Origin of the sequence: Kaistella flava (ex Peng et al. 2021) (assembly GCF_015191005.1) — a bacterium.
Lineage (GTDB): Bacteria > Bacteroidota > Bacteroidia > Flavobacteriales > Weeksellaceae > Kaistella > Kaistella flava.
In genome coordinates this window covers 1,431,745-1,454,342 of sequence record NZ_CP040442.1, presented here as the reverse complement: position 1 = coordinate 1,454,342, position 22,598 = coordinate 1,431,745, and the positions used below count along the sequence as shown (strand labels likewise).

Genomic DNA, 22,598 nt, shown 5'->3' with positions numbered 1-22,598 from the left:
CACTCAATATCACTAAAACTATTTATCGGTATTTTTCAAATAACAAACTAAAACATTAATTATGAGCACAATCCAAGCAATCAAACCAGGTCCAAAACCTAAAAAATCTAATGGTACACCAGACAGGAGACCACGAGTTACACCTGCGAATAAGCCAAAACATCCTACCTTAAAGCCGCACAAACATAAGCCAAATGATTAAATAATTTACATTGCTCAAATATGCGATATATTTGATTAAAACTTGAATTCGACTCAAATCTTGAATAAAACATAATGGGGTACTGCCGAGATAAACCGCATTAAAAACTATGATGCGACCCAATCTTCAACAACTTTTCTCAAAGAAGTAAGATAGTTTTTTTTAATTCTGGGGCTGAAATTGTTAATAATTTTTTGGCCCATCAAAGGCCAAAAAATGGTATTAATGATTTTATGCCGCTTCTTTTTGTTGATACATTTCGCTCGGCGTTTTGTAATTTAAAGACTGGTGAAAACGGTCATTATTATAAAATTCAAAATACCTTTTCATCCCTTTATATAATGATATTCCATCTTCGTAGGCTTGCAAATATACATTTTCATACTTTACACTACGCCATAATCGCTCAATAAAAATATTATCAATCGCTCTTCCTTTTCCATCCATTGATATTTTTATATTGTTGTCTTTCAGTGTTTTAATGTGAATATCACTCGTGTATTGACTTCCTTGATCAGTGTTAAAAACCTCTGGTTTTCCATGTTTTCGATCGTTTCAGCAAGTATTTTCGCACACCAATCTGCATTCATCGAGTTGCTCACATCCCAGTTCAAAACCATTCTAGTATGCAAATCTATAATAGCAGTTAAATACATAAACCCTTTGTTCATGGGAATATAAGTAATGTCTGTCGCCCAAACTTGGTTCTTTTTTGTGATTGCTAAACCTTTCAATAAATACGGATATTTCTTGTGTTCCACATTCGAAATTGTTGTTTTAGGAGCACGATAAATCGTTTGCCAGTTCATTTTCTTCATTAGTCTTCGAACTCGTTTTTCATTCACTAAAAGCCCTTTGTTCTGAAGCCAAACCGTCATTTTTCGATATTCATAAAATGGAGTTAAAGCATATTGACTTCTCAACAACTTTATGATTTCTTCACTTTCTTCAGCTTCCAATCTTGGACTGTAATAAAAATAATTCCTATTAATACTCAACAATTTACACTGTTTCAGAATACTTATTTTTTCTTCTGCATTCAGCATTTTTTTTCTTTTCTCAAGCGGAATCAACTCAACTTTTTTTTTAGAAAATCATTTTCTAATGTTAGTTGCCCAATTCTGGCAAAGAGTTTCTCTACAGGAATTTCTTCCTTTTTTGAAACCGTTTTTTCTTGATTATAAACTGATGAAATATTCTTAACCGCTTCAGCTTTCCAGGCGGAAATCTGAGTTGGAAGCAACTCGTATTTTTTGGCTAAAACCTCCAATGTTTCTTTTTCTTTTAGAGCTTCCAAAACAAGTTTTGCTTTAAAATCTTTCCCAAATACCCTTCTTGTTCTTGACATAATTTTGCTAATTTAAGATTAATAATTATATCTTAAATTCTCTAATAAAATTGTACGGTTTTCGGGGAGCAGCATAGTTGGAAAAAGGATTAAGTGCTATTGGAAAAGGTTTAAATTATATCGTTCAAAGTTCGGTGTAAGTGAACACCTAGATTCGGTTTAAATTGACCATGTAAATTCGGTTTAAATTGACCACTGGATATTGAATTAAACTTTCCAGTTAATGTTAAGCAACATTTTTGTGAATTCTTAGCAACTTTATTAAATTCATCTATGGTTTAAAAGATGTTTTTAACTTTCCCCGGTTTTTTCTAGATATTCTGCAAATGTTATTTCATCTGCAAAATATTAATAGAAAGATTATTTGCTTACAAGATCATACAGAATTTATATTTACATCACTGAAGTAAAGAAGTGAATGAAAATAAAATAGTTTGATTATCTGGTAGTTGATTATTTTGTTAAAAAAAAGTGAGATGAATATTTGGAAAGAGTTAAAAATGAGCTATATTTGCACCAGTAAAAACGAAGCTCTTTATTATGTTTATAAAAGTGACCTATTCGGTGACCTACTAAACAAAAGAACAGCATAAAGCTTATGGATAGGGTTTTTTCTGAAAAAGTACAAATCCCGTCCGGATCGCAAATCTCTCAAATTTATTTGGGAGATTTTTTTTTGATGAAATTTTACGTTTACATATTTTATTTCCGAATTATTACGGACGAGTGTATATTTATAACAGGATTTATTGAATAATCTGTATAGTTATTTCGGAATGTATCAATCTATTAATCTGTATAGTTATTTCAGGACGGATCAGCAAAAATTCATTTTGTCTTGTCCTAAAATAGCTATACACAAAAACAAGTGTATATGTCAGATCAAGATCAAGAAATTTATGTTTCACGCGAACACAAAACCGGTCATTATGATAAGCGGCTGATTTCAAAAATTGTCAAAGAGGTAGAGAATGGATTGCCTCGAAAAGAAGCCATTCGAATTTATGGTTTAGGAAAAAGCTCATTAGACAGTTGGATGCGGACCTATGGTTCACTCGAGTATCAAGAAAAGAGCAAACGGAAAACCTACACCAACCTTCAGAAACGTACTATTGTAAGCGCGATAGAACAAGGCCGGTTGACAATCAAGGACGCTAAAATTGCTTACCATATTAAATCAGAGAAGTCGATTCGGGATTGGATTAAACAATATAAATCAGAAAAAGTCGAGATTTGTATTGAAAACACCCTTCCAATGGCCAAAGTAAAACCATCTGTCCAAGATTTAGAAAAAGAAGCACTGCACAAGGCGTTACAGGAAGCAGAGCTTAGAATCAAAGCTTTAAATACGCTTATTGATGTAGCAGAAGATCAACTTAAGATTGATATCAGAAAAAAGTCTGGTGCCAAGCAGTCTCAAAAATGAAACAGGATTTTCCACAATATGGAATAGCTGCTTTATGTGGATTGTTTGGCAAAACCCGGCATGCTTACTATGATGCTTTATGGAGGAAGGAGGGTAATTTAGTTAAGGAAGATGTTATACTCCAGGAGATTATCGAAATTAGAAAAGATTTGCCTAGGCTTGGAACCAGAAAGCTACATCATGTGCTCCAAAAAAAATTGGAGACCCATGAAATAAGCTTCGGAAGAGATTATTTGTTTGATTTATTATCAGAACATCGGCTACTAATCCGCCAAAGAAAAAGAAAAGCCATTACGACCGATTCCAGACATTGGATGAGAAAGTACAGTAATTTAGTGAAAGACATTGATGTAATACGACCTGAACAAGTGTGGGTCAGTGATATTACTTATATCCGATTAATCAATCAGTGGGGCTATCTGAGTTTAATAACAGATGCGTATTCAAGAAAAATAATGGGGTACTGCTTTCGTCAGGATTTAGCGGCAGAAGGATGTATCGATGCGTTGAAAATGGCTCTTAATAATAGATTGTATAAAGATGTGATAATTCATCATTCTGATAGGGGATCGCAATATTGCTCCCACAACTATGTCGATTTGTTGCTTAAAAACGGTATAGGAATTAGTATGACGGAAAATGGTGATCCTTATGAAAATGCATTGGCAGAGAGAGTTAATGGTATTATCAAAACAGAATTTAACCTTTATAGTAGTTCATTAGGGTTCGAGCAAACCGGAAAGCAAATAAGTCAAAGTATTAAATCTTACAACGAATTAAGACCACATGCGAGTTGTGATTATTTAACCCCAATGCAAGCACATCTGAGATCAGGAAAATTAAACAAGAGATGGAAGAACTATCATAAAAGTTTTACCTTTGAAAATACAAGTGTATAGTTCATTTAGGATTATCATTTATAAGTGTATAGTTATATCAGGATTTATCTATTAATCTGTATAGCTATTTCAGGACGGGTCATTTAAAATGATGACTCATAGATACCCCATAGATACTTCATGGATAAAGCATGGATAGTTCATGAGGAGTTCATGAAAACCAAATCGTCAAAAATCAATATTTTAACTAAAAAGCTAACTCGCAAAATTCCTTGCAAAGTATAAATTAGTCTTTAAATTATTAATTCCTTCATTAAATCTTAATGTTGCGAAAAATTAAGATTTGAGATTTAATTCCCATCTTTTACTCTTGATCCTTATTACTTTGTATCGGAATGATTTACTTTTAGAAAGTCATCAACGCTAACGATGGCAAAAGATGACGGAGTGTTGTCGAATACTAATTGTGATGTTGTTTTAAGCTACAACAACCATTCTTAAACTCATTATAGTTTTAACTAAGATTTCTTTGGTCTAAAATTTGAAACTACTGTCATTTTATACTACGGCTCATCAAGCCAAATTTTATTTTCCTTAACTTTATTATTTTCGAGTTTATTATTTAAAATAAATAAGGATAGTGGTATTAATCATCCTGTTTTATTTTGATTAGTACGGGAAAAATAGTAATATTGTTAAGCAACATTATTTAGTAATCTATTAAAAAATACATCTATGAAGCCCAGTGTTATTTCTATTGTTCTTGGTGGAGGGAGAGGATCCAGGTTGTCTCCTTTAACTCATTCGCGCTCCAAACCGGCGGTTCCTATTGCAGGTAAGTACAGGTTAGTAGATATTCCTATTTCTAATTGTCTTAACTCTGGCTTTAACAGGATTTTAGTATTGACGCAGTTTAATTCTGCTTCCTTGAATTCTCATATTAAGAATTCATTTCACTTTGATATTTTCAGTAGAGGTTTTGTAGATATTTTAGCGGCAGAACAAAACATCGAAAGTGATGAATGGTATCAAGGTACCGCAGATGCAGTGCGCCAGTCGATGAAGCATTTGGATAAATACGATTATGATTATATCCTTATTCTTTCGGGTGACCAATTGTATCAAATGGATTTCCGTGAAATGATCGACTTCCATTGCCGTAACAAAGGCGATATTACCATTGCAACTATTCCTGTAAATGCTCAGGATGCTCCAGGATTTGGTATTTTAAAATCTGATGAAGAAGGAAATATTACTTCTTTTATAGAAAAACCATCCAGTGATGTTCTTAATGACTGGAAATCTGAAGTATCAGAAAAAAATAAGGCAGAAGGTAAAGAATATTTGGCCTCGATGGGAATTTATGTCTTCAATAAAAATGGATTGAAGAAAATGTTTGACGAAGATACCGGTGATGATTTCGGTGGCGAGTTAATTCCTAATGGTATTGGTAAATATAAAACATTGAGTTTTCAATATGATGGATATTGGACAGATATAGGAACCATTCAATCATTTTTCGATGCTAATTTAGATTTAACCAAAGATTTCCCGAAGTTCAATTTATTCAGTAAATCACCGATTTATACCAGAGCGAGAATGTTGCCACCTTCGAAAATTTTGGGATCTTATGTGAGTAAGGCAATATTCGGAGATGGATGTATTGTGATGGCAGATAAAATAGAAAATTCTATTGTTGGAAACCGAAGCCGTATTGATAAGGGAAGTACATTAATGAACACTTATATGATGGGTGCAGATTTTTATCAGGAAACTCAAGATATTGTTTCAAATGATAATAGTGGTATTCCTAATTTAGGCGTCGGTAAATATTGTTATATCGAGCAGGCTATTCTTGATAAGAACTGTAGAATTGGTGATAATGTAAGAATCATTGGCGGGAAGCACTTGCCTGATGGAGATTTTGATAACCATTCAATTAAGGATGGAATTGTCATCGTAAAAAAGAATGCAGTGATTTCACCTGGAACTCAAATTCCTTAAGAACATTCATTTTTTAAATATAGCAACACGGTACTATTTTTAGTACCGTGTTTTTTTTCGCGTCTTTTTCCCTATTTTTGCCACATGCGTTGGTTAAAATTCGGAATTATTATCGTTTTATTTTTAGGAGGAGTTTATGCTGTTTCTATGACTTTTGTGGATGAAAATAAAAATTTCACCATCGAGAAAGAAATCAATTATCCTATTGATAAAGTATATCCCCAGTTTAATAATCTGCAGAACTTCGCCAGATGGAATTCTTTCTTCACAGACAATAAAAACCTGACTTTACAATTCTATACGCCTTATGAAGGGAAAGGAAGTGCGATGACTTATCGGGATAAAAAAGATGATAGCACCTTCGGAGATATTTTCATTCGTTATGAAAATCCCGAAAAGACATTGAAACTTCAATTGTTCGAAGGGAAGAGAAATACACTTTATACGATTGATCTTAAATTTATTCCACAAAATGATAAAACCAAGATCGTTTGGTATGTTCATACGCCGAAAAGACCATTTTTAGAAAGATCTTTGAATTTGATTTCTGAAGATTTCTGGATAAGCAATATTGATAAGAGTATGAAAACCCTTTATCATCTTCTAGGAAATAAAGTAGATAAAGAAACGCAGCGTGAAAGTTTAAAATTCGACAGCCTCATGGTAGAGCAGCAAGACAGTCAATTGCTTTTGGGAATTAATGTAACGACCAAAAATGTTAAAGACGCTCTTTTCAAAAATATTGTCATGAATCATAACAAAGTATTGAACTATGTGAAAATGGACTTAGCCAAGAAAGATGATGAATACGGCGAACCGGTTATGATTAACGATGCAGATAATTTTAAAGATAAAGAAGTTTCTTATTTCTACGGAATTCCTCTCTCTAAAAAAGAAGCAGTTTCCGATAATAATTTCAGTTTTAGAACCATAGAAAGTGGTAAATATTATGTGATTTTCTACCAGGGGAGTTACGAAGGTAGAGTGAAAGCGATTCAGCAGCTTTTAACAAAAGCAAAACATGATACCATGCGAATTGGTGATTTACAACAAACTTTTTTAGAAGAGCCAACTACTGATAATAAAACGGTTATGAAATTATCTTTACCCGTTTACAAATAATTTGTAGTTATCAGCTTTTTAACCATTCTAAGGCTTTAGTACCTCACTTATTTTTGTTAAATTTGTTCTTTAAATAAAAATAAACAGATAATTTGTAAATGATGGATAAATTTTCATTTCTCAATGCTGCTCATTCTCAGTTAATAGAAGACTTATACCAACAATACTTAAAGTTCCCTGATTCATTAGAACCATCCTGGAAAGCATTTTTCCAAGGATTCGATTTTGCTTTAGAGGGGTATGGTGATGATTTTGGGAGAAATTCTGACTCACCGAAAGTTTCTACACCGGTGCAGTTAGCAAATCAAGCTTCTGCTAATGGTCAGATTCCTGAAGATATTCAAAAAGAATTTCAGGTTCTCAATTTAATTGAGGCTTACAGACATCGTGGTCATCTCTTTACCAATACCAATCCGGTAAGAGAGAGAAGACATTACGAACCAACTTTAGCGATTGAAAATTTTGGTCTAACGCAGGCAGATTTATCTCGAAAGTTTAATTCTGCGACCACTACAGGTCTTCCACATGCTACAACTCTTCAGGAGCTTATCAACCACCTGAACAAGATTTATTGCGAATCTATTGGGGTGGAATATATGCACATTAATAATATTACCGAGCGTAAATTTATTAGAGAATGGTTGCAAGTCAATGAAAACCATCCACAGTTAACTGCTGATGAGAAAATAGAAATTCTGGAAAAACTCAATCAGGCGGTTGCTTTTGAAAATTATCTTCATACCAAATTTGTAGGACAAAAAAGATTCTCTCTGGAAGGAGGTGAATCATTAATTCCTGCATTGGATCAACTAATTACGCGTTCGTCGCAATTAGGGGTTGATGAAGTTGTTTTAGGAATGGCGCACAGAGGAAGATTAAATGTTCTTACCAATATTTTCGGTAAATCTTACAAACAGATTTTCTCAGAATTTGAAGGAAAAGAATTTGAAGGCGTATTCTCTGGTGATGTAAAATACCATTTAGGTTCATCTAAAACAATTAAAACTGAAAATGGGGAAGAAGTTACGATCAATTTAACACCAAACCCATCTCACTTAGAAACTGTTGCTGCTTTGGTAGAAGGAATTTGCCGAGCTAAAGTAGATAACAAATATAAAGATTTCAAAAAGGTTTTACCAATCATTATTCATGGTGACGGTGCAATTGCTGGACAAGGAATTGTATATGAAGTTGCCCAGATGATGACTTTGGAAGGGTACAGAACTGGCGGAACAGTACATATTGTAGTGAACAATCAAGTTTCATTTACAACGAATTATTTAGATGCACGTTCTTCTAACTATTGTACAGATGTTGCGAAAGTAACTGAATCTCCGGTAATGCATGTGAATGCAGATGACGTAGAAGCGGTTGTACATGCAATTCGTTTCGCGGCAGATTTCCGTGCAGAGTTTGGTAAAGACGTTTATATCGATCTTTTAGGATATAGAAAATACGGTCATAACGAAGGTGATGAACCAAGATTTACACAGCCTAATTTGTATAAATCAATTTCAAAACACGCGAATCCAAGAGAGATTTATAAAGAACAACTCATCAAAGAAGGAATGCTTTCTGATGAGGTTTTAAAGAATATGGAAACTTCTTTCAAGAAACTTTTAGATGCAGATTATGATGCATCGAAAGAAATTGAAAAAAACACCATGGATCCTTTTATGGCAGATGATTGGAAAGAGTTACCAATGTCACCAAAAGGAGCAGTTTACAATGCGGTCGATACGACATTCGATGCTAAAGAATTAAAGGATTTAGCGATTAAAATGTCAACTTTGCCGTTCGATAAGAAATTCATTAATAAAGTAACCCGTCTTTTTGAGAATAGAATCAAATCGATTGAAGGAAATACGATTGATTGGGCAATTGGTGAGTGGTTGGCTTATGCAACCTTGCTTACTGAAGGACACAATGTTAGGATTTCTGGGGAAGATGTTGAAAGAGGAACGTTCTCTCACCGTCATGCTTTAGTGAAAACTGAAGATACCGAAGAAGAATACATTCCGTTAAGGCATGTTAGCGAAAACCGTTTCGATATTTATAACTCGCACCTTTCTGAATATGGAGTGCTTGGTTTCGATTACGGATATGCAATGGCTTCACCGAATACTTTAACAATTTGGGAAGCGCAATTTGGAGATTTCGTTAACGGAGCTCAAATTATCATCGACCAATATTTGGTTGCTGCAGAAGAAAAATGGAAAATCCAAAATGGTTTGGTAATGCTTCTTCCACATGGTTTTGAAGGCCAGGGAGCAGAACACTCTTCAGCAAGATTAGAAAGATTCTTAGGGCTTTGTGCCAATGAAAATATGGTGGTTGCCAACGCAACGACGCCAGCGAATTACTTCCATTTGTTAAGAAGACAAATGAAATGGAACTTTAGAAAACCTTTAGTAGTAATGACTCCAAAATCATTATTGCGTCATCCAAAAGTAATTTCAACCATCGAAGATTTAGCAAACGGAGAATTCCAGCCAATCATTGATGATGAAACTGCAAACGCAGAAAAAGTTGAAAAATTAGTTCTTTGTTCAGGTAAAATTTATTATGAACTTTTAGCTAAAAAAGAAGAGTTGAATTGCGAAAATATTGCTTTGGTAAGAATGGAGCAATTGTATCCACTTCAGCAAGATAAAATCGATGAGGTTTTTGCAAAATACGGCAACAGAAAACAATTACTTTGGGTTCAGGAGGAGCCAGAGAATATGGGAGCTTGGGGTTATATTTTAAGAAACTTCAGAGATACAGGAATTCAGGTTATTGCTGCAGTACCAAGTGGTTCACCAGCGCCGGGAAGTCATAAGATGTTTGAGAAAAATCAAAATAGTGTAATCAATAGAGTATTTGATAGAAATGATGAGCCTGCAAAAAGACCGGTAACTGCTTAATAAGGAAAATGAAAAAAGTACTTTTATTATGGTGTATTACTTTTTCTGTCTTTGGTTTTTCTCAGAATATTCAATCTGAAATCGAGAACCAGTTCAGAGAGTACAATACTTTAATGATAGACCGGGATTTTGAAAAAGCGATAGATACTTACGCTAATGAGGATTTTTTAAAAATATTCTCCAAAGAACAAATGATTGCATTAATGAATCAAATGTTCAACTCTAAGGATTCTGAATTTAAGATTCACATGCCGAAAGAGATTGTTGTAAGTGATACGGTTATTGAAGACCAGGGAAAAAAGTATGTGAAAATAAACTACGAGCAATATTTGGATGCTAAATTTGATGCTCCTGGAATAAAACCTCAGGATTTACTCAAAGCACTTCAGTCAGAATTTGGACTTAACAACGTAGTTTATAATCAAAATTCAGGATTTTATGAAATCAAAGCTTCGAAAGTAGCGGTAGCGAATTCATCAGATTCAAAAAATTGGAAGTTTACCTTACTCGAGAAAAAACAGATTCCGATTCTGATGAAATTTATTCCAGAATCATTTTTAAGATCATTAAATTAATAAACAAAAAATAAAAAAATATATCCGATGTCAATATTAGAAATGAAAGTCCCTTCTCCGGGAGAATCGATCACCGAAGTTGAAATCGCGACGTGGTTAGTAAAAGACGGCGATTATGTAGAAAAGGATCAACCCATCGCAGAAGTAGATTCTGATAAAGCAACTCTTGAATTACCGGCTGAAGAAAGCGGAATCATCACTCTGAAAGCAGAAGAAGGTGAAGTAGTACAAGTTGGTCAGGTGGTTTGTTTAATCGATACCGCTGCTTCAAAACCGGAAGGTTCAGCTCCTGCAGCTGCAGAAGTTAAAGCAGCAGAACCTGCGAAAGTGGAAGCTCCAAAAGTAGAAGCAAAACCTGCAGCAACTTATGCAACAGGAACACCTTCTCCAGCGGCTAAGAAAATCTTAGACGAAAAAGGAGTTGATGCTTCACAAGTGAGCGGTTCTGGAAAAGACGGTCGTATTACTAAACAAGACGCTGATTTTGCATCGGTTCCAGCAATGGGATCAACATCTGCTACTACCGGTTCTAGAGGTTCTAGCACAACTAAGCTTTCTGTACTAAGAAGAAAAGTTGCAGCAAGATTGGTGATGGTGAAAAATGAAACTGCGATGTTGACTACTTTTAACGAAGTGGATATGTCTGAAATTTTCAGAATCAGAAAACTATACAAAGAAGAATTTGCACAGAAACACGGCGTAGGTCTAGGATTCATGTCTTTCTTTACCAAAGCAGTAACCAGAGCATTGAAACTATATCCGGATGTTAATGCTTCTATCGACGGTGATTATAAAATTAATTATGATTTCTGCGATATTTCAGTAGCGGTTTCAGGTCCAAAAGGATTGATGGTTCCAGTATTGAGAAATGCAGAAGACATGTCTTTCAGAGGGGTTGAAAGCAATATCAAATCTTTGGCAGAAAAAGTAAGAGACGGTAAAATTACAGTTGATGAAATGACTGGTGGTACATTTACATTGACGAATGGTGGTACTTTCGGATCAATGATGTCTACGCCAATTATCAACCCGCCACAATCTGCGATTTTAGGAATGCACAACATCCTTCAAAGACCGATGGCGATTGATGGACAGGTAGTAATTCGTCCAATGATGTATGTGGCTTTATCGTATGACCACAGAATTATTGACGGTAAAGAATCAGTAGGGTTCTTAGTTGCTGTAAAAGAGGCCATCGACAATCCGGTTGAATTCTTATTAGGAGGAGACGAAAGAAGAGGATTGGAACTTTAATTAATTTAAAGATTTTCACTAATTATATAAATCCCGTCTAAATAGGCGGGATTTTTGCATTGTTTTACTTAAAATTTCACTCATGTTTTCAACTACTACTTTCGATATTAAAGTTTCTGTTGTTCCCCAGTACGACATCAAAAACAGTTTTCCAGCCGAGAACCGTTTCGTCTTTCGGTATAATATCAGCATCGAAAATTTGGGTCGGGATTCAATAAAATTATTGAGCAGAAAATGGCTGATTTTTGATTTAGGATTTGGTTTTACCGAAGTTGCAGGTGAAGGGGTGATTGGCTTAACTCCGATTATTGAGCCTGGCGAAAACTTTACCTATTTTTCAAATGTTTTACTCCGTTCGGGAGTGGGAAGTATGTCAGGAATTTTTTTCTGTAAAAATCTGATTACCCATGAAACTTTAGAAATAGAAGTTCCTAAATTCAATTTGGTTTCCGAAGTGTTAAGTAATTAGATTTTTAATTAGAAGCAGCAAAATTTTCGCTTCTTACACATCCCGTCCCGCTGTCCGCTGTATCCCGCCAAGGCGGGGATGTCGCTACCATCGGGGCTATAAGATCAGGTGTTTCTTCTTTTGACAGGAAAACTAATTCTTTTTCCATTAGCACAAAAATCACTTTATCTAACGATATTTTAGAAAACAGATTCGGGTAATAAAGAATCTCGTTTTTTATTTACCGATTAACCCAAATTCGATTGTTAATTATTTGTTTTTTAGCTTACCATTAAGAAATTAAGCCTAATTAAGAATTTAAAAGCAGATTTTATATTTTACTTAATTCATCTTAATACCTTAATGGTTAAAGTATTTTATTATAATCGAACTGAGGTTATTATCTAGTTTTTTAATTATATTAATCAAATACAATCCTATCTTTTTACAGAATTTTCAGATTTTTTTTCATCACTTCAGTGACATCTTCATTTCTAGTTAACATCAATTGGTTAAAAGCCAACAAAGAAATCTTCGCACAAACTTCAGCATCAGCGCCTGCTCGGTGGTGATTGAATTGAATATTATGCTGTTCCGCCAAACTTTTTAGTCCGTATTTTGGCAAACCTTTCCAGGATTTTTTAGCAATAGAAATACTGCATAAATAATTCAGTTTTGGTTTAAAGAAACCATAATGATCCAAGCAACTTCTTAAAACTCCTGCATCAAAACCAGCATTGTGAGCAATCATTAAATTCCCGTACATCAATGCTTCTGCCTCATGCCAAATCTCATCAAAGGTCGGCGCATCCTGAACTTCCTTTGGAGTAATCCCGTGAACTGCAATGTTAAATGGATTAAAATAAGGGTAACTTGGTGGTTTGATAAGCCAGGTTTTCGTAGAAACTATTTCGCCATTTTCAACCACACAGATTCCCATTTCACAAGCGGAATTTCTATCAGATGTTGCAGTTTCAAAATCGATGGCGCAGAAATTAATCATTGGAATTTATCATTATTTTTTAAGACATCAATAGTACAATTTATTTTAGAATTTTTTTGAGTTCCTCTACAAATTCTTTGTAATTAATTAAATCATCGTGATTCGCTCCAGAAATCTCAATAAATTTTTTTTCAATTTTTGGCTGAGCTTTTTCAAACACTTCAAATAATTTCTTACCAGATTTTAGAGGCACAACAGTGTCTTTAGTTCCATGAAAATGATAGAGTGGGACGGTAACTTTAGTAATGTTTTCATTCGATAAAAAATGATAAGTCATGGTTGGTGAAACTCGATCTGTGACTTGTTTAGGCAACCAGCGATTCACAATATCCTGAAGGTTATAGAAAGTAGCTTCTAAAATAACCGCTTTCGGATGATTATCGGCTGCAACTTTTATAGCAAATGCTCCGCCTAAACTTCTTCCATAAACGACCGTTTTATTTTCACCATAATGTTTTTTTGCAAAATCATAGCAAAATTGTGCATCTGAATAAAGAAACTCTTCATTTCGCGGACCTGAGCTTTTTCCATAACCACGATAATCCATAATTAAAACATCATATCCAAATTGGGTATATTCATTGGCAACTTTCCCCCACCGATGAAGGTTAGCCGTATTTCCATGAAAATAAACGATAATACCTTTTGGATTTTTTATTTTAAAATGAAGCGCATTGATCTTTCCTTCAAATGGAGTTTCCCACAAATATTCTTCAAATTCTACCTCGAAGTCAAATTCATGATCTTTTTGTAAAACGATAGGCAAGAAAACTACTTTTTCCTGCAAGTATTGAAGCAATCTACTCATTGAATGTTATGGAAAAGTTAGTGTCTGGAAATCAGTATTTTATCAACTCGCTGTCTGTCCTTGTCGATAATTTCTAACTCTAGATTTTCTATTGTTATTTTGTCTCCAACTTCGGTGGAGCCATTGTGTGCATTAAGAAAAAAACCAACCAACGTGGTATAGTTATCCTTATTTTCAAACTCGTAATCCAAGTCAAAATATTTAATAAACTCCACAATTGGAAACTGTGCGTCTGCGAGCCAGGTATTTTCACTTCGTTGGGTAATTCGGTAGTCAAAATTTTCATTAGTGGCAGTGTTTCCTACCAGTGCGTCTAAAACATCGTGCATGGTGATGATACCAACCGTATTCCCATATTCATCGATGACGATTCCGTAATGATTTTTCTCCTTCTTGAAAATCTCCAAAACTTTATAAGCGTAGTAATTTTCATTAAGAAAAATAGGTTGTCTTAAGTGTTTTTTAAGGTCAAAATTTAAAGGATCATCAATAGGGAAAATATCTTTCAGCATCACAATTCCGATAATATCATCTAAGTTATTTCCAGAGGTAATCGGATAGGCATTATGCTTTTCACTCTTTATTTTCTTTAAAATATTATCTAGGCCTTCATTGATATTAAAAAAGGTAATGGCAGTTCTGTGGGTTAATAGGGTGTTGATTTTTCGGTCTCCTAACTCAAAAACACGTTCTACAATATTGTGTTCAATTTGTTCAATTTGTCCTTCCTGCGCGCTTTCTCTAACCATTGATTTTATTTCATCTTCGGTTATAATGCTGTCTGACTTATTTTTTATTCCTAATAATTTCAGTAATAAATTATTGGATGTAGTAAGTAATAGAACAAATGGTGAAGTAACTTTGGATAGAATATCCATCGGTTTTGCTAGCAATGTAATAATTCGCTCAGGAAAAGTCATGGCAATTCTTTTCGGCAGCAATTCACCCAATAAGATGGAGAGATACGTAATGAAAATAACAATCCCGATCGTTGCCAAAGGTTTGGAATAAGGCTGAATAACCGCAAATTGATCTAGAAAATTTTTGAAATCATTTGTAAGGTTTTCACCAGAATATACTCCAAGCAAAATTCCGATTAGCGTAATTCCGATTTGTACCGTAGATAAAAATTTTGTTGGATTTTCTGAAAGTTCAACTGCTTTCTTCGCGGACATACTTCCTTTTCTGGCAGCGTTTTCTAATTTAAATTTACGGGAAGAAACAAGCGACATTTCCGACATTGCAAAAACTCCGTTAAGGAGTACCAGTAAAATAATGATCAATAATTCCATTAAAAATTTTTAATTATTACAAAGATAATTTTTTTGAGGTTATCATTGTTATTCCTACTTTCGATGAGAATATCCAAGACTTGTTTGATCTGTATCAATGAATACTTTTCGCTCTTCGAAGATTTCCTCCATGACTCGATGGTATTCTTCAAACTGATGAATATTAATATGTCCCGCGCCTAGGATGATATAAAGCCTGGTCAAATTAGGATTTATTTCGGACAAATCCACCGCCGTTTTTATCGGAACCAATCGATCGTCGCTACCATGAATAATCTTAATTGGACAACGGACATTTTTTAAATATTGAAAAGTCGGAATGTTATAACGAAGAAAAGGTTTCGCAGGCATAAAGGGCAGATACCGATGAATCGTTCTCAACAATGAATAGATTGGTGAAGTCAGAATTAATAAATGTGGATTATTTTTAGAAGCCAGTCTCGCTGCAAATCCAGAACCTAGCGAACGACCGTAAACGATAATTTTATCTTCGCTGAATTCTTTTTTAACAATATCATAAATAAATTGCGAATCTCTTTTCATGGCTTCAACCGTTCTTTTACCGGTGCTTTTACCGAAACCACGATAATCCATCATCACAACTTCATAACCAAGTCTTGTAAAATCGATGGCAAATTTCCCCCAGCCTTTAATACTTTTTGTATTTCCTTTTAGATAAATGACGACACCTTTTGGATCGTCAACTTGAAAATGCAGATAACTGATGTGAGCGCCTTTTTCTGTTTCCACAAATTTCTCCTCCGCTTTTAGATTATCGTAAGCAAACTTGAAATCTCCAGGAAGTTTTTCCGGCTGAAAGAAAAATTTATGTTGAAAAAAATAAATAAAAATACCAAGAACGAGAATAACCACCACAATGATGGTAGCGATTAAGTAGATATCTAATTTTATATTCATAACATAAAAGTAGATAAATTTAATTCAAGAATATCGAAATCAACTGAATAAATTATAGAAAGCTTTTAAAAACCAGCCATTTTGCCTGATAGAAATCTTTGATTTGACGTTTCTGACGAAGTTTTACTGTTTGTGGAATCTGAGCGTAAAAGGAAAAGTGTGCTCGGATTACTGCCCAGAAATGCGAGATTCCATTTTTGTAACCAAAGTAAATTCCGGCAAAACCATCTAATACCAGACGAAATGGAATAAGCCAAAGTAAGGTAGAAAGGGGAGTATTCTTTAAAATCATCGAAAAATTATTTCGAATATTAAGAAAAGTTTTCTGCGGACTTTGTTTATTTAATGTTCCGCCACCGACATGATAAACCGTCGATTTGCCGGTATAGTAAATTTTCTTACCGTCATTTTTTAAACGCCAGCATAAATCAATTTCTTCCTGATGCGCAAAGAATCGTGCATCAAAACCATTTTCTGCCCAAAAATCTTTAGACCGAATAAAAAAGCAACATCCGGAAGCCCAAAAAATTTCGACTTCATCATTATATTGTCCATTGTCTTCTTCAATCTTTTCAAAAACTCTGCCTCTGCAATAAGGATAACCGAGATTATCGATTAATCCTCCACCAGCTCCTGCAAACTCAAAAAAATGCCTTCTATTAAAATCGAGTATTTTAGGTTGAATTGCGGCGATAGTTGAATCGCTTTCGAATAGATTTAAAATAGGCGTAATCCAATTATCAGTAACTTCTACATCAGAATTTAAAAGACAATAAAATTCGTGGTTAATCTGTTTTAGACCTTCATTATAACCGCCGGCAAAACCATGGTTTTTTTCGTTCTCAACTACTTTAACATTTGGAAAAGTTTCCTTTAAATAAGAAACAGAGTCATCAGTTGAGGCATTGTCGATGACATAAATAACTGCATTTTCGGAATGTTGAATCACGTTGGGAAGAAATTTTTCTAACCAATTTTTTCCATTCCAGTTGAGTATGACGATTGCTAAATCCAATGTTGTAGTTGCTAAATATTAAAAAAATAAATTTGAAATTTATTCTCCCATCACTTTAATGGCGTGCTGGTATTTCCATCTTCTGTGTGACCAAAGATAATTATCTGGTCTTTTATTAATGGTGTTTTCAAGCAAATGATGGAACTTTTTTACGACTTCATGTTCTACGAATTTTTCTCCGTCAGGATAAATTCTGTAATAGTTGATCTGATAGTAGCCGCGTTTTACTTTTTTCATTTCACAAAAAACAAACGCTAAATCCATTCTCGTAGAAAGTTTATCATAGCCTACAAAAACCGGAGTTCTCTGATTCATGAAATTTAAGCCATAAGTCACTTCTGAAACGTGTGGCGTTTGGTCGGCAACAAACATATAAACTGAATTGCCATCATTTGGATTTCTAAAAATATGACGAATAACTTCTTTCGCTTCCAAAGGTTGATTTCCGAATCGGTTTCGAAGTCCTTTTATTTTTTCTTCCCAAAAACCACTCTGAACTTTTCTATAAACAGGAAAACTATTTTCTTGCGGAATTATTGTTGCCAGGACATTGAACCATTCCCAGTTAAAAATATGGCCAGCCAAAAGAATGACGTTTTTGTTTTCAGATTTTGCTTCATGAAAAACATCTTGGTTAAGATGTTGAACCCGAACGCGTAATTCATTTGATGAAATGGTAAAAGATTTAAAAGTTTCTACGATGTAATCACAGAAATTGACATAGAATTTTTTCTCTATTTTTTTAAGTTCTTCCGGTGATTTGTTAGGAAAAGAATTTTGTAAATTTTCAAGAACTACTTTTCTACGGTAGCCAACGAGGTCGTAGATTACAAAATAGATGAAATCTGAAATTATATAAAAAACCCGTAATGGGAGTTTTGAAAATAGGAGTATAAATTTAAATATAAAGTTCATATATATGTCGCAAATTTAGCAATATAAACTTTACCATTGGCTCTATTTTTGTTAATTTGCAAAGATTAATTTGATAATGAAAATAATGAAAAATACTCAATTAAGAATTTTCGCTTTCTCTTCTTTACTGATAACCAGTTTAGCATGTTCGCAGAAATCAGATGTGAAAATTGCAGAGAAAACGACCGAAAATGCAACGATGACGGTAGAAAGTGACAGCACAGCAGTTTTGGAAGCTAAGAAAAAAGCAGCAGCAGAAGAAAAAGCAAAACTTCCGAAACCTTATAATGATAAGGAAAATGCAGAAGCGAAGATTGCCGAATTGGTAAAACAGGCGCAAAAAGAAAATAAGAATATTATTCTACAAGCTGGTGGAAACTGGTGTATTTGGTGTTTAAGGTTTAATGAGTTTGTGCAAACTACACCAGAATTGAAAAATGTAGTTGATGAAAATTATCTTTATTATCATTTGAACTACTCGCCAGAAAATAAAAATGAAAAGGTTTTTGCAAAATATGATAATCCGGGTGCAAAGTTCGGTTATCCGGTTTTTGTCGTTTTAGATAAAAATGGAAAAATGATTCATACGCAAGACAGTTCGGTTTTAGAAGAAGGAAAAGGGTATAGCAAAGAAAAGGTAAAAGCATTCTTTAGGGAATGGGCGCCGAAATCATAAATTAAAAAGTCTCGTCAAAATAATGACGAGACTTTTTTTATAGAAGTTTCTTAATCCAATTCAGTTTTTTCTCGGTGTATGGCGGATATTTCAAATCTGGTTCGCCCCAGGTTGCACGATCCAAAATTGCTTTCTGATGAGAAAATGCTTCGAAGCCATATTTACCGTGATAATGTCCAATTCCGGAATTTCCAACACCACCAAACGGTAGATAGTCGTTGCTTAAATGCATCACGACATCATTGATACAACCGCCTCCGAAAGATATTTTTGAAATAAAGTTTTCTTTTTCCTCAGAATTGTCAGTAAACAAATAGGCAGAAAGTGGTTTTTCGTATGCTGCGATTTGAAGTAAGGCTTCATTAAAATTTTTGAAAGTCAAAACCGGTAAAATCGGTCCGAAAATTTCTTCCTTCATTACCGCGTCGTTCCAAGTTATATTTTGAAGGATTGTTGGTTCAATATATCTTTTTGAAGGATCAGTTTTTCCGCCGAAGAATACTTTCTCTTCATCAATTAATTTCGTCAATCGGTTGAAATTTCTATCATTAATAATTCTCGTGTAATGTTCAGAATCTGGTTGATAATTAAATTTTTGAATGTATGATTTTAAAGAGTCCATGAAACTGTCTTTAACTTTTTCATCGACTAAAATATAGTCTGGCGCGACGCAGGTTTGTCCGGCATTTACGAATTTCCCCCAAACAATTCTTTTGGCAGCAACTTCAAAATTAGCAGAAGAGGTTACAATCGCTGGGCTTTTTCCTCCTAATTCTAATGTTACAGGAGTTAAATGTTTAGCAGCTGCTTCATAAACTATTTGCCCAACTTTAGGACTTCCCGTAAAAAATATTTTGTCGAATTTTAGTTTTAAAATTTCTGTGATTTCTTCTACACCTCCTTCAGCCACGTATAAATATTCTTTCGGGAAATTTTCATTAATGATTTTTGCCATTGCCTTCATTGAATTCTCAGCGACTTCACTAGGTTTTAAAATACAAGTATTTCCGGCCGCCAAAGCTGCAACCATTGGTGAAAGTGAAAGTTGGTACGGATAATTCCAAGCTCCAATAACCAAAGTACAACCAAGAGGTTCTGGATGAATTTTGCTGGAACCTAATTGATTAGCGAGATTCGTGCGAACTCTTTTTGGCTTTTCTAAAAAATTCATGTTTTTTAAATAATAATCAATGTCTTTAATAACAAATGAAATCTCAGTAGTTAAAGTGTCAAATTTTGATTTTCCGAAATCCAGATAAATAGCCGAATATAATAAGTCCTCATTTTTCAAAAGAACTTCTTTCAGTTTTTCCAAATACATTTTTCGGAATTTCAGATTTTTTGTTTTCTGACTATTAAAGAAAGTTCTTTGTTCGGTTAAAATATCTTGAAAATTCATTACTTTTATTTTTTATAATTGTTGATCTAATATGCATTACATCTAGAAACTTGAGGTTTTTGTGCTGAAGGCATAACAACTTTTAATCCAAACAAATTTACCTTAAAAATAATTTACATCTTTGTAATATGGATTTTAAAAATAAAATAGTACTCATCACAGGAGGTTGTTCCGGAATTGGAAAAATTATGGGGCGTAAATCTCTGGAAAGAGGTTGCTCTAAATTAATAATCTGGGATATCAACGAAGATGGTTTAGCCAAAACCAAAGAAGAATTCTCAAAACTGGATGGCGAAATTTTCACTTATAAAGTTGATGTCTCCAATCTTGATGAGATTAAAATCAATGCGCAACGAGTAAGAAACGAAGTCGGTTCAGTTGATATTCTTATCAATAATGCCGGAATTGTAGTTGGAAAATATTTCCATGAACATACGCATGAGCAGATTGAAAAAAGCATGCTGATCAATTCTAATGCACCAATGCACCTTACATTGGAGTTCTTACCCGCAATGATTGCGAAGAATTCTGGAGCAATTTGTAATATTGCTTCCTCCGCAGGCCTGATTTCCAATCCAAAAATGTCGGTTTATGTAGCATCAAAATGGGCGGCAATCGGTTGGGGTGATAGCGTTCGTTTGGAAATGAAACAGTTAAAGAAAAATATTTCGGTAACCACGATTATGCCGTTCTTTATTAATACAGGAATGTTTGATGGCGTGAAGTCTAAAGTACTTCCGATTTTAGAACCAGAAAGAACTTCAGAGCGAATTATTAAAGCCATTGAAAAGCAAACTAAAATGTTGGCAATGCCTCTTCCTTATTGGTTTATTCGCTTTTCTCAAGGGATTTTACCAATTCCTGCTTTTGATTGGGTGATGGAAAATGTTTTTGGAATTTATGACACGATGAAGGAATTTACAGGACGAAAATAAGTTTTATTGCTGAAATATTTTCCTTAAATTTGTGCAAGTAAAAAGTAAAAGAAAGAATGAATTCCTACAAAAACCCTCTTGAAGAACGCTATTCAAGTGAGGAAATGCTCTATAATTTCTCGCCCAACAATAAGTTTAGAAACTGGCGAAAATTATGGATTGCTCTGGCCGAAATCGAAAAAGATTTAGGGCTTGACATTTCCGACGAGCAAATCGCTCAGCTTAAAGAACACTCCGAAACAATAGATTACGAAAAAGCAGCCGTGTACGAGAAAAAATTCCGTCACGACGTGATGGCGCATGTTCACACGTATGGCGACGCTGCTCCTTTGGCAAAAGGAATTATTCACCTTGGAGCCACTTCGGCTTTTGTTGGTGATAATACTGATTTGATTCAGATGCGCGACGGTCTTTTGTTGATCAGAAAACAATTGGTCAATGTGATGAAAAATCTGGCTGATTTCGCTCTTCAATACAAAGATTTGCCGACTTTAGGTTTTACCCATTATCAACCGGCACAGTTAACAACCGTAGGAAAACGGGCAACTTTATGGTTGCAGTCTTTAGTTTTAGATTTTGAAGAATTAGAATTTTTCATTGAAACTTTACGATTTAGAGGTGTAAAAGGAACGACCGGGACAGCCGCAAGTTTTTTAGAATTGTTTGATGGCGATTATACCAAAGTAAAACATTTAGATAAAGAACTTTCAAAGCGTTTTGGTTTTGATAAAGTATTTGGAGTTTCAGGTCAAACTTATGATCGAAAAATCGATGCGAAAGTTGTTGCTTTACTTTCTAATATTGCGCAATCTGCACATAAATTCACGAACGATTTAAGACTTCTTCAGAATTTAAAAGAAATCGAAGAACCTTTTGAAAAGAATCAAATTGGTTCTTCTGCGATGGCTTACAAACGAAATCCAATGCGTTCGGAAAGAATCGGCGCTTTGGCAAAATTCGTGATGTCACTTTCGACAAGTTCAGCAATGGTCGCTTCTACCCAATGGTTTGAAAGGACTTTGGATGATTCTGCCAACAAGAGATTGACCATTCCACAAGCGTTTCTTTCAATTGATGCGATTCTGATGATTTGGAATAATATTATGAACGGAATCGTGGTTTATGAAAACAGAATTCAGAAACATATCATGGAAGAACTTCCTTTTATGGCAACCGAATATATTATTATGGAAGAAGTGAAAGCCGGCGGTGACCGTCAGGAAATTCACGAAACCATCCGCGTGCATTCCATGGAAGCCTCAAAAAAGGTGAAAGAAGAAGGCAAGGAAAATGACTTACTGGAGAGGATCATGAACGACACCTCCTTAAAACTCGATAAATCGAAATTGATGGAAGTGCTTGACCCGAAAAACTTCATCGGATTCGCGCCGATTCAGACGCAGGAGTTTATTGAAAATGAAGTGAATCCAATTCTGCAAAAGTATGCCGACCTAATCGGGTTAAAAGCCGACCTTAAAGTATAAATAATGAATGCAGTCTTTTTGGCTGCATT

General features: G+C 34.4%; 22 protein-coding genes. 12 read left to right on the top strand and 10 right to left on the bottom strand.

The window, feature by feature from the left end; genetic code table 11:
- Positions 1-61 precede the first annotated feature (61 nt).
- Positions 62-202 (top strand): hypothetical protein, encoded by a 141-nt coding sequence (locus Q73A0000_RS06630; RefSeq protein WP_193813284.1) that lies wholly within the window; start codon positions 62-64, stop codon positions 200-202.
- 231 nt (positions 203-433) lie between these two features.
- Here Q73A0000_RS06630 and Q73A0000_RS06625 read toward each other — a convergent pair whose 3' ends face one another.
- The 3 genes from Q73A0000_RS06625 to Q73A0000_RS06615 are packed head-to-tail and all read right to left on the bottom strand — an operon-like array spanning position 434 to position 1,550.
- On the bottom strand, positions 434-649 hold the full coding sequence (locus Q73A0000_RS06625) for an integrase core domain-containing protein (protein WP_244140831.1): 216 nt from the start codon (positions 647-649) through the stop codon (positions 434-436).
- A gap of 23 nt (positions 650-672) precedes the next feature.
- Positions 673-1,248, bottom strand: a complete 576-nt coding sequence (locus Q73A0000_RS06620; protein ID WP_193813283.1) for a DDE-type integrase/transposase/recombinase — start codon at positions 1,246-1,248, stop codon at positions 673-675.
- A gap of 23 nt (positions 1,249-1,271) precedes the next feature.
- The gene (locus Q73A0000_RS06615; RefSeq protein ID WP_193813282.1) at positions 1,272-1,550 is read right to left on the bottom strand and encodes a transposase; all 279 of its coding nucleotides are present in this window, start codon (positions 1,548-1,550) and stop codon (positions 1,272-1,274) included.
- Between the two features lie 874 nt (positions 1,551-2,424).
- Between Q73A0000_RS06615 and Q73A0000_RS06610 the strand changes: the two genes are divergently transcribed.
- The 8 genes from Q73A0000_RS06610 (at position 2,425) to apaG (ending at position 12,145) form a co-directional block, all read left to right on the top strand.
- Positions 2,425-2,976 carry a transposase gene (locus Q73A0000_RS06610; RefSeq protein WP_193813281.1) on the top strand — a complete coding sequence of 184 codons (552 nt, stop codon included), beginning with the start codon at positions 2,425-2,427 and terminating at the stop codon, positions 2,974-2,976.
- Positions 2,973-3,875, top strand: a complete 903-nt coding sequence (locus Q73A0000_RS06605; protein WP_193813280.1) for an IS3 family transposase — start codon at positions 2,973-2,975, stop codon at positions 3,873-3,875. The genes Q73A0000_RS06610 and Q73A0000_RS06605 overlap by 4 nt, the downstream gene beginning before the upstream one ends.
- Before the next feature lie 675 nt (positions 3,876-4,550).
- Entirely contained in the window at positions 4,551-5,819 is a 1,269-nt protein-coding gene (locus Q73A0000_RS06600; protein ID WP_193813279.1) for a glucose-1-phosphate adenylyltransferase, read from the top strand.
- Positions 5,820-5,903: 84 nt separating this feature from the next.
- On the top strand, positions 5,904-6,941 hold the full coding sequence (locus tag Q73A0000_RS06595) for a polyketide cyclase (protein ID WP_193813278.1): 1,038 nt from the start codon (positions 5,904-5,906) through the stop codon (positions 6,939-6,941).
- A 101-nt stretch (positions 6,942-7,042) separates the two neighbouring features.
- Positions 7,043-9,847: a 2-oxoglutarate dehydrogenase E1 component gene (locus tag Q73A0000_RS06590; RefSeq protein WP_193813669.1), complete on the top strand. Its 2,805-nt coding sequence runs from the start codon at positions 7,043-7,045 to the stop codon at positions 9,845-9,847.
- An 8-nt stretch (positions 9,848-9,855) separates the two neighbouring features.
- Positions 9,856-10,422, top strand: coding sequence for a hypothetical protein (locus tag Q73A0000_RS06585; RefSeq protein WP_193813277.1), 567 nt, complete (start codon positions 9,856-9,858; stop codon positions 10,420-10,422).
- 27 nt (positions 10,423-10,449) lie between these two features.
- Positions 10,450-11,676 (top strand): 2-oxoglutarate dehydrogenase complex dihydrolipoyllysine-residue succinyltransferase, encoded by a 1,227-nt coding sequence (odhB, locus tag Q73A0000_RS06580; RefSeq protein WP_193813276.1) that lies wholly within the window; start codon positions 10,450-10,452, stop codon positions 11,674-11,676.
- Between the two features lie 82 nt (positions 11,677-11,758).
- Complete coding sequence (gene apaG / locus Q73A0000_RS06575; protein WP_193813275.1) at positions 11,759-12,145, top strand: Co2+/Mg2+ efflux protein ApaG; 387 nt, start codon at positions 11,759-11,761, stop codon at positions 12,143-12,145.
- A gap of 424 nt (positions 12,146-12,569) precedes the next feature.
- Here the strand turns inward: apaG and Q73A0000_RS06570 are convergent, their stop codons facing one another.
- Genes Q73A0000_RS06570 through Q73A0000_RS06545 form a run of 6 tightly spaced genes read right to left on the bottom strand, consistent with a single transcriptional unit; the run spans position 12,570 to position 18,075 of the window.
- Entirely contained in the window at positions 12,570-13,127 is a 558-nt protein-coding gene (locus Q73A0000_RS06570) for a 3'-5' exonuclease (protein WP_244140830.1), read from the bottom strand.
- A gap of 40 nt (positions 13,128-13,167) precedes the next feature.
- Positions 13,168-13,935: an alpha/beta hydrolase gene (locus Q73A0000_RS06565; RefSeq protein ID WP_193813274.1), complete on the bottom strand. Its 768-nt coding sequence runs from the start codon at positions 13,933-13,935 to the stop codon at positions 13,168-13,170.
- Between the two features lie 17 nt (positions 13,936-13,952).
- Positions 13,953-15,227, bottom strand: a complete 1,275-nt coding sequence (locus Q73A0000_RS06560; protein ID WP_193813273.1) for a hemolysin family protein — start codon at positions 15,225-15,227, stop codon at positions 13,953-13,955.
- Positions 15,228-15,281: 54 nt separating this feature from the next.
- Positions 15,282-16,145, bottom strand: a complete 864-nt coding sequence (locus Q73A0000_RS06555; RefSeq protein ID WP_244140829.1) for an alpha/beta hydrolase — start codon at positions 16,143-16,145, stop codon at positions 15,282-15,284.
- Between the two features lie 52 nt (positions 16,146-16,197).
- Positions 16,198-17,160, bottom strand: coding sequence for a glycosyltransferase family 2 protein (locus tag Q73A0000_RS06550; RefSeq protein ID WP_193813272.1), 963 nt, complete (start codon positions 17,158-17,160; stop codon positions 16,198-16,200).
- Between the two features lie 39 nt (positions 17,161-17,199).
- Positions 17,200-18,075 carry a lysophospholipid acyltransferase family protein gene (locus Q73A0000_RS06545; RefSeq protein ID WP_193813271.1) on the bottom strand — a complete coding sequence of 292 codons (876 nt, stop codon included), beginning with the start codon at positions 18,073-18,075 and terminating at the stop codon, positions 17,200-17,202.
- 85 nt (positions 18,076-18,160) lie between these two features.
- Here Q73A0000_RS06545 and Q73A0000_RS06540 point away from each other — a divergent pair, with 85 nt between their 5' ends.
- A complete protein-coding gene (locus tag Q73A0000_RS06540) occupies positions 18,161-18,751 on the top strand; it encodes a thioredoxin family protein (RefSeq protein WP_193813270.1) in 591 nt (196 codons plus the stop codon).
- Positions 18,752-18,788: 37 nt separating this feature from the next.
- On the opposite strand, the gene Q73A0000_RS06535 is transcribed toward Q73A0000_RS06540, so the two are convergent.
- Positions 18,789-20,150, bottom strand: a complete 1,362-nt coding sequence (locus Q73A0000_RS06535; RefSeq protein WP_193813269.1) for an aldehyde dehydrogenase — start codon at positions 20,148-20,150, stop codon at positions 18,789-18,791.
- Between the two features lie 128 nt (positions 20,151-20,278).
- On the opposite strand from Q73A0000_RS06535, the gene Q73A0000_RS06530 reads away from it, so the two are divergent.
- Both Q73A0000_RS06530 and purB read left to right on the top strand, forming a co-directional pair.
- Positions 20,279-21,085 carry an SDR family oxidoreductase gene (locus Q73A0000_RS06530; protein WP_193813268.1) on the top strand — a complete coding sequence of 269 codons (807 nt, stop codon included), beginning with the start codon at positions 20,279-20,281 and terminating at the stop codon, positions 21,083-21,085.
- Positions 21,086-21,141: 56 nt separating this feature from the next.
- A complete protein-coding gene (gene purB / locus Q73A0000_RS06525) occupies positions 21,142-22,569 on the top strand; it encodes an adenylosuccinate lyase (RefSeq protein ID WP_193813267.1) in 1,428 nt (475 codons plus the stop codon).
- Positions 22,570-22,598 lie beyond the last annotated feature (29 nt).

What these genes read in the sequence shown, in the direction of transcription:
- Q73A0000_RS06545 (WP_193813271.1), bottom strand. Translation starts at nt 18,075, where the DNA reads ATGAACTTTATATTTAAATTTATACTCCTATTTTCAAAACTCCCATTA.
- Q73A0000_RS06570 (WP_244140830.1), bottom strand. Translation starts at nt 13,127, where the DNA reads ATGATTAATTTCTGCGCCATCGATTTTGAAACTGCAACATCTGATAGA.
- Q73A0000_RS06625 (WP_244140831.1), bottom strand. Translation starts at nt 649, where the DNA reads ATGGATGGAAAAGGAAGAGCGATTGATAATATTTTTATTGAGCGATTA.
- apaG (WP_193813275.1), top strand. Translation starts at nt 11,759, where the DNA reads ATGTTTTCAACTACTACTTTCGATATTAAAGTTTCTGTTGTTCCCCAG.
- Q73A0000_RS06600 (WP_193813279.1), top strand. Translation starts at nt 4,551, where the DNA reads ATGAAGCCCAGTGTTATTTCTATTGTTCTTGGTGGAGGGAGAGGATCC.
- purB (WP_193813267.1), top strand. Translation starts at nt 21,142, where the DNA reads ATGAATTCCTACAAAAACCCTCTTGAAGAACGCTATTCAAGTGAGGAA.
- Q73A0000_RS06620 (WP_193813283.1), bottom strand. Translation starts at nt 1,248, where the DNA reads ATGCTGAATGCAGAAGAAAAAATAAGTATTCTGAAACAGTGTAAATTG.
- Q73A0000_RS06565 (WP_193813274.1), bottom strand. Translation starts at nt 13,935, where the DNA reads ATGAGTAGATTGCTTCAATACTTGCAGGAAAAAGTAGTTTTCTTGCCT.
- Q73A0000_RS06560 (WP_193813273.1), bottom strand. Translation starts at nt 15,227, where the DNA reads ATGGAATTATTGATCATTATTTTACTGGTACTCCTTAACGGAGTTTTT.
- Q73A0000_RS06605 (WP_193813280.1), top strand. Translation starts at nt 2,973, where the DNA reads ATGAAACAGGATTTTCCACAATATGGAATAGCTGCTTTATGTGGATTG.
- odhB (WP_193813276.1), top strand. Translation starts at nt 10,450, where the DNA reads ATGTCAATATTAGAAATGAAAGTCCCTTCTCCGGGAGAATCGATCACC.
- Q73A0000_RS06610 (WP_193813281.1), top strand. Translation starts at nt 2,425, where the DNA reads ATGTCAGATCAAGATCAAGAAATTTATGTTTCACGCGAACACAAAACC.
- Q73A0000_RS06540 (WP_193813270.1), top strand. Translation starts at nt 18,161, where the DNA reads ATGAAAAATACTCAATTAAGAATTTTCGCTTTCTCTTCTTTACTGATA.
- Q73A0000_RS06535 (WP_193813269.1), bottom strand. Translation starts at nt 20,150, where the DNA reads ATGAATTTTCAAGATATTTTAACCGAACAAAGAACTTTCTTTAATAGT.
- Q73A0000_RS06615 (WP_193813282.1), bottom strand. Translation starts at nt 1,550, where the DNA reads ATGTCAAGAACAAGAAGGGTATTTGGGAAAGATTTTAAAGCAAAACTT.
- Q73A0000_RS06590 (WP_193813669.1), top strand. Translation starts at nt 7,043, where the DNA reads ATGGATAAATTTTCATTTCTCAATGCTGCTCATTCTCAGTTAATAGAA.
- Q73A0000_RS06530 (WP_193813268.1), top strand. Translation starts at nt 20,279, where the DNA reads ATGGATTTTAAAAATAAAATAGTACTCATCACAGGAGGTTGTTCCGGA.
- Q73A0000_RS06595 (WP_193813278.1), top strand. Translation starts at nt 5,904, where the DNA reads ATGCGTTGGTTAAAATTCGGAATTATTATCGTTTTATTTTTAGGAGGA.
- Q73A0000_RS06555 (WP_244140829.1), bottom strand. Translation starts at nt 16,145, where the DNA reads ATGAATATAAAATTAGATATCTACTTAATCGCTACCATCATTGTGGTG.
- Q73A0000_RS06630 (WP_193813284.1), top strand. Translation starts at nt 62, where the DNA reads ATGAGCACAATCCAAGCAATCAAACCAGGTCCAAAACCTAAAAAATCT.
- Q73A0000_RS06585 (WP_193813277.1), top strand. Translation starts at nt 9,856, where the DNA reads ATGAAAAAAGTACTTTTATTATGGTGTATTACTTTTTCTGTCTTTGGT.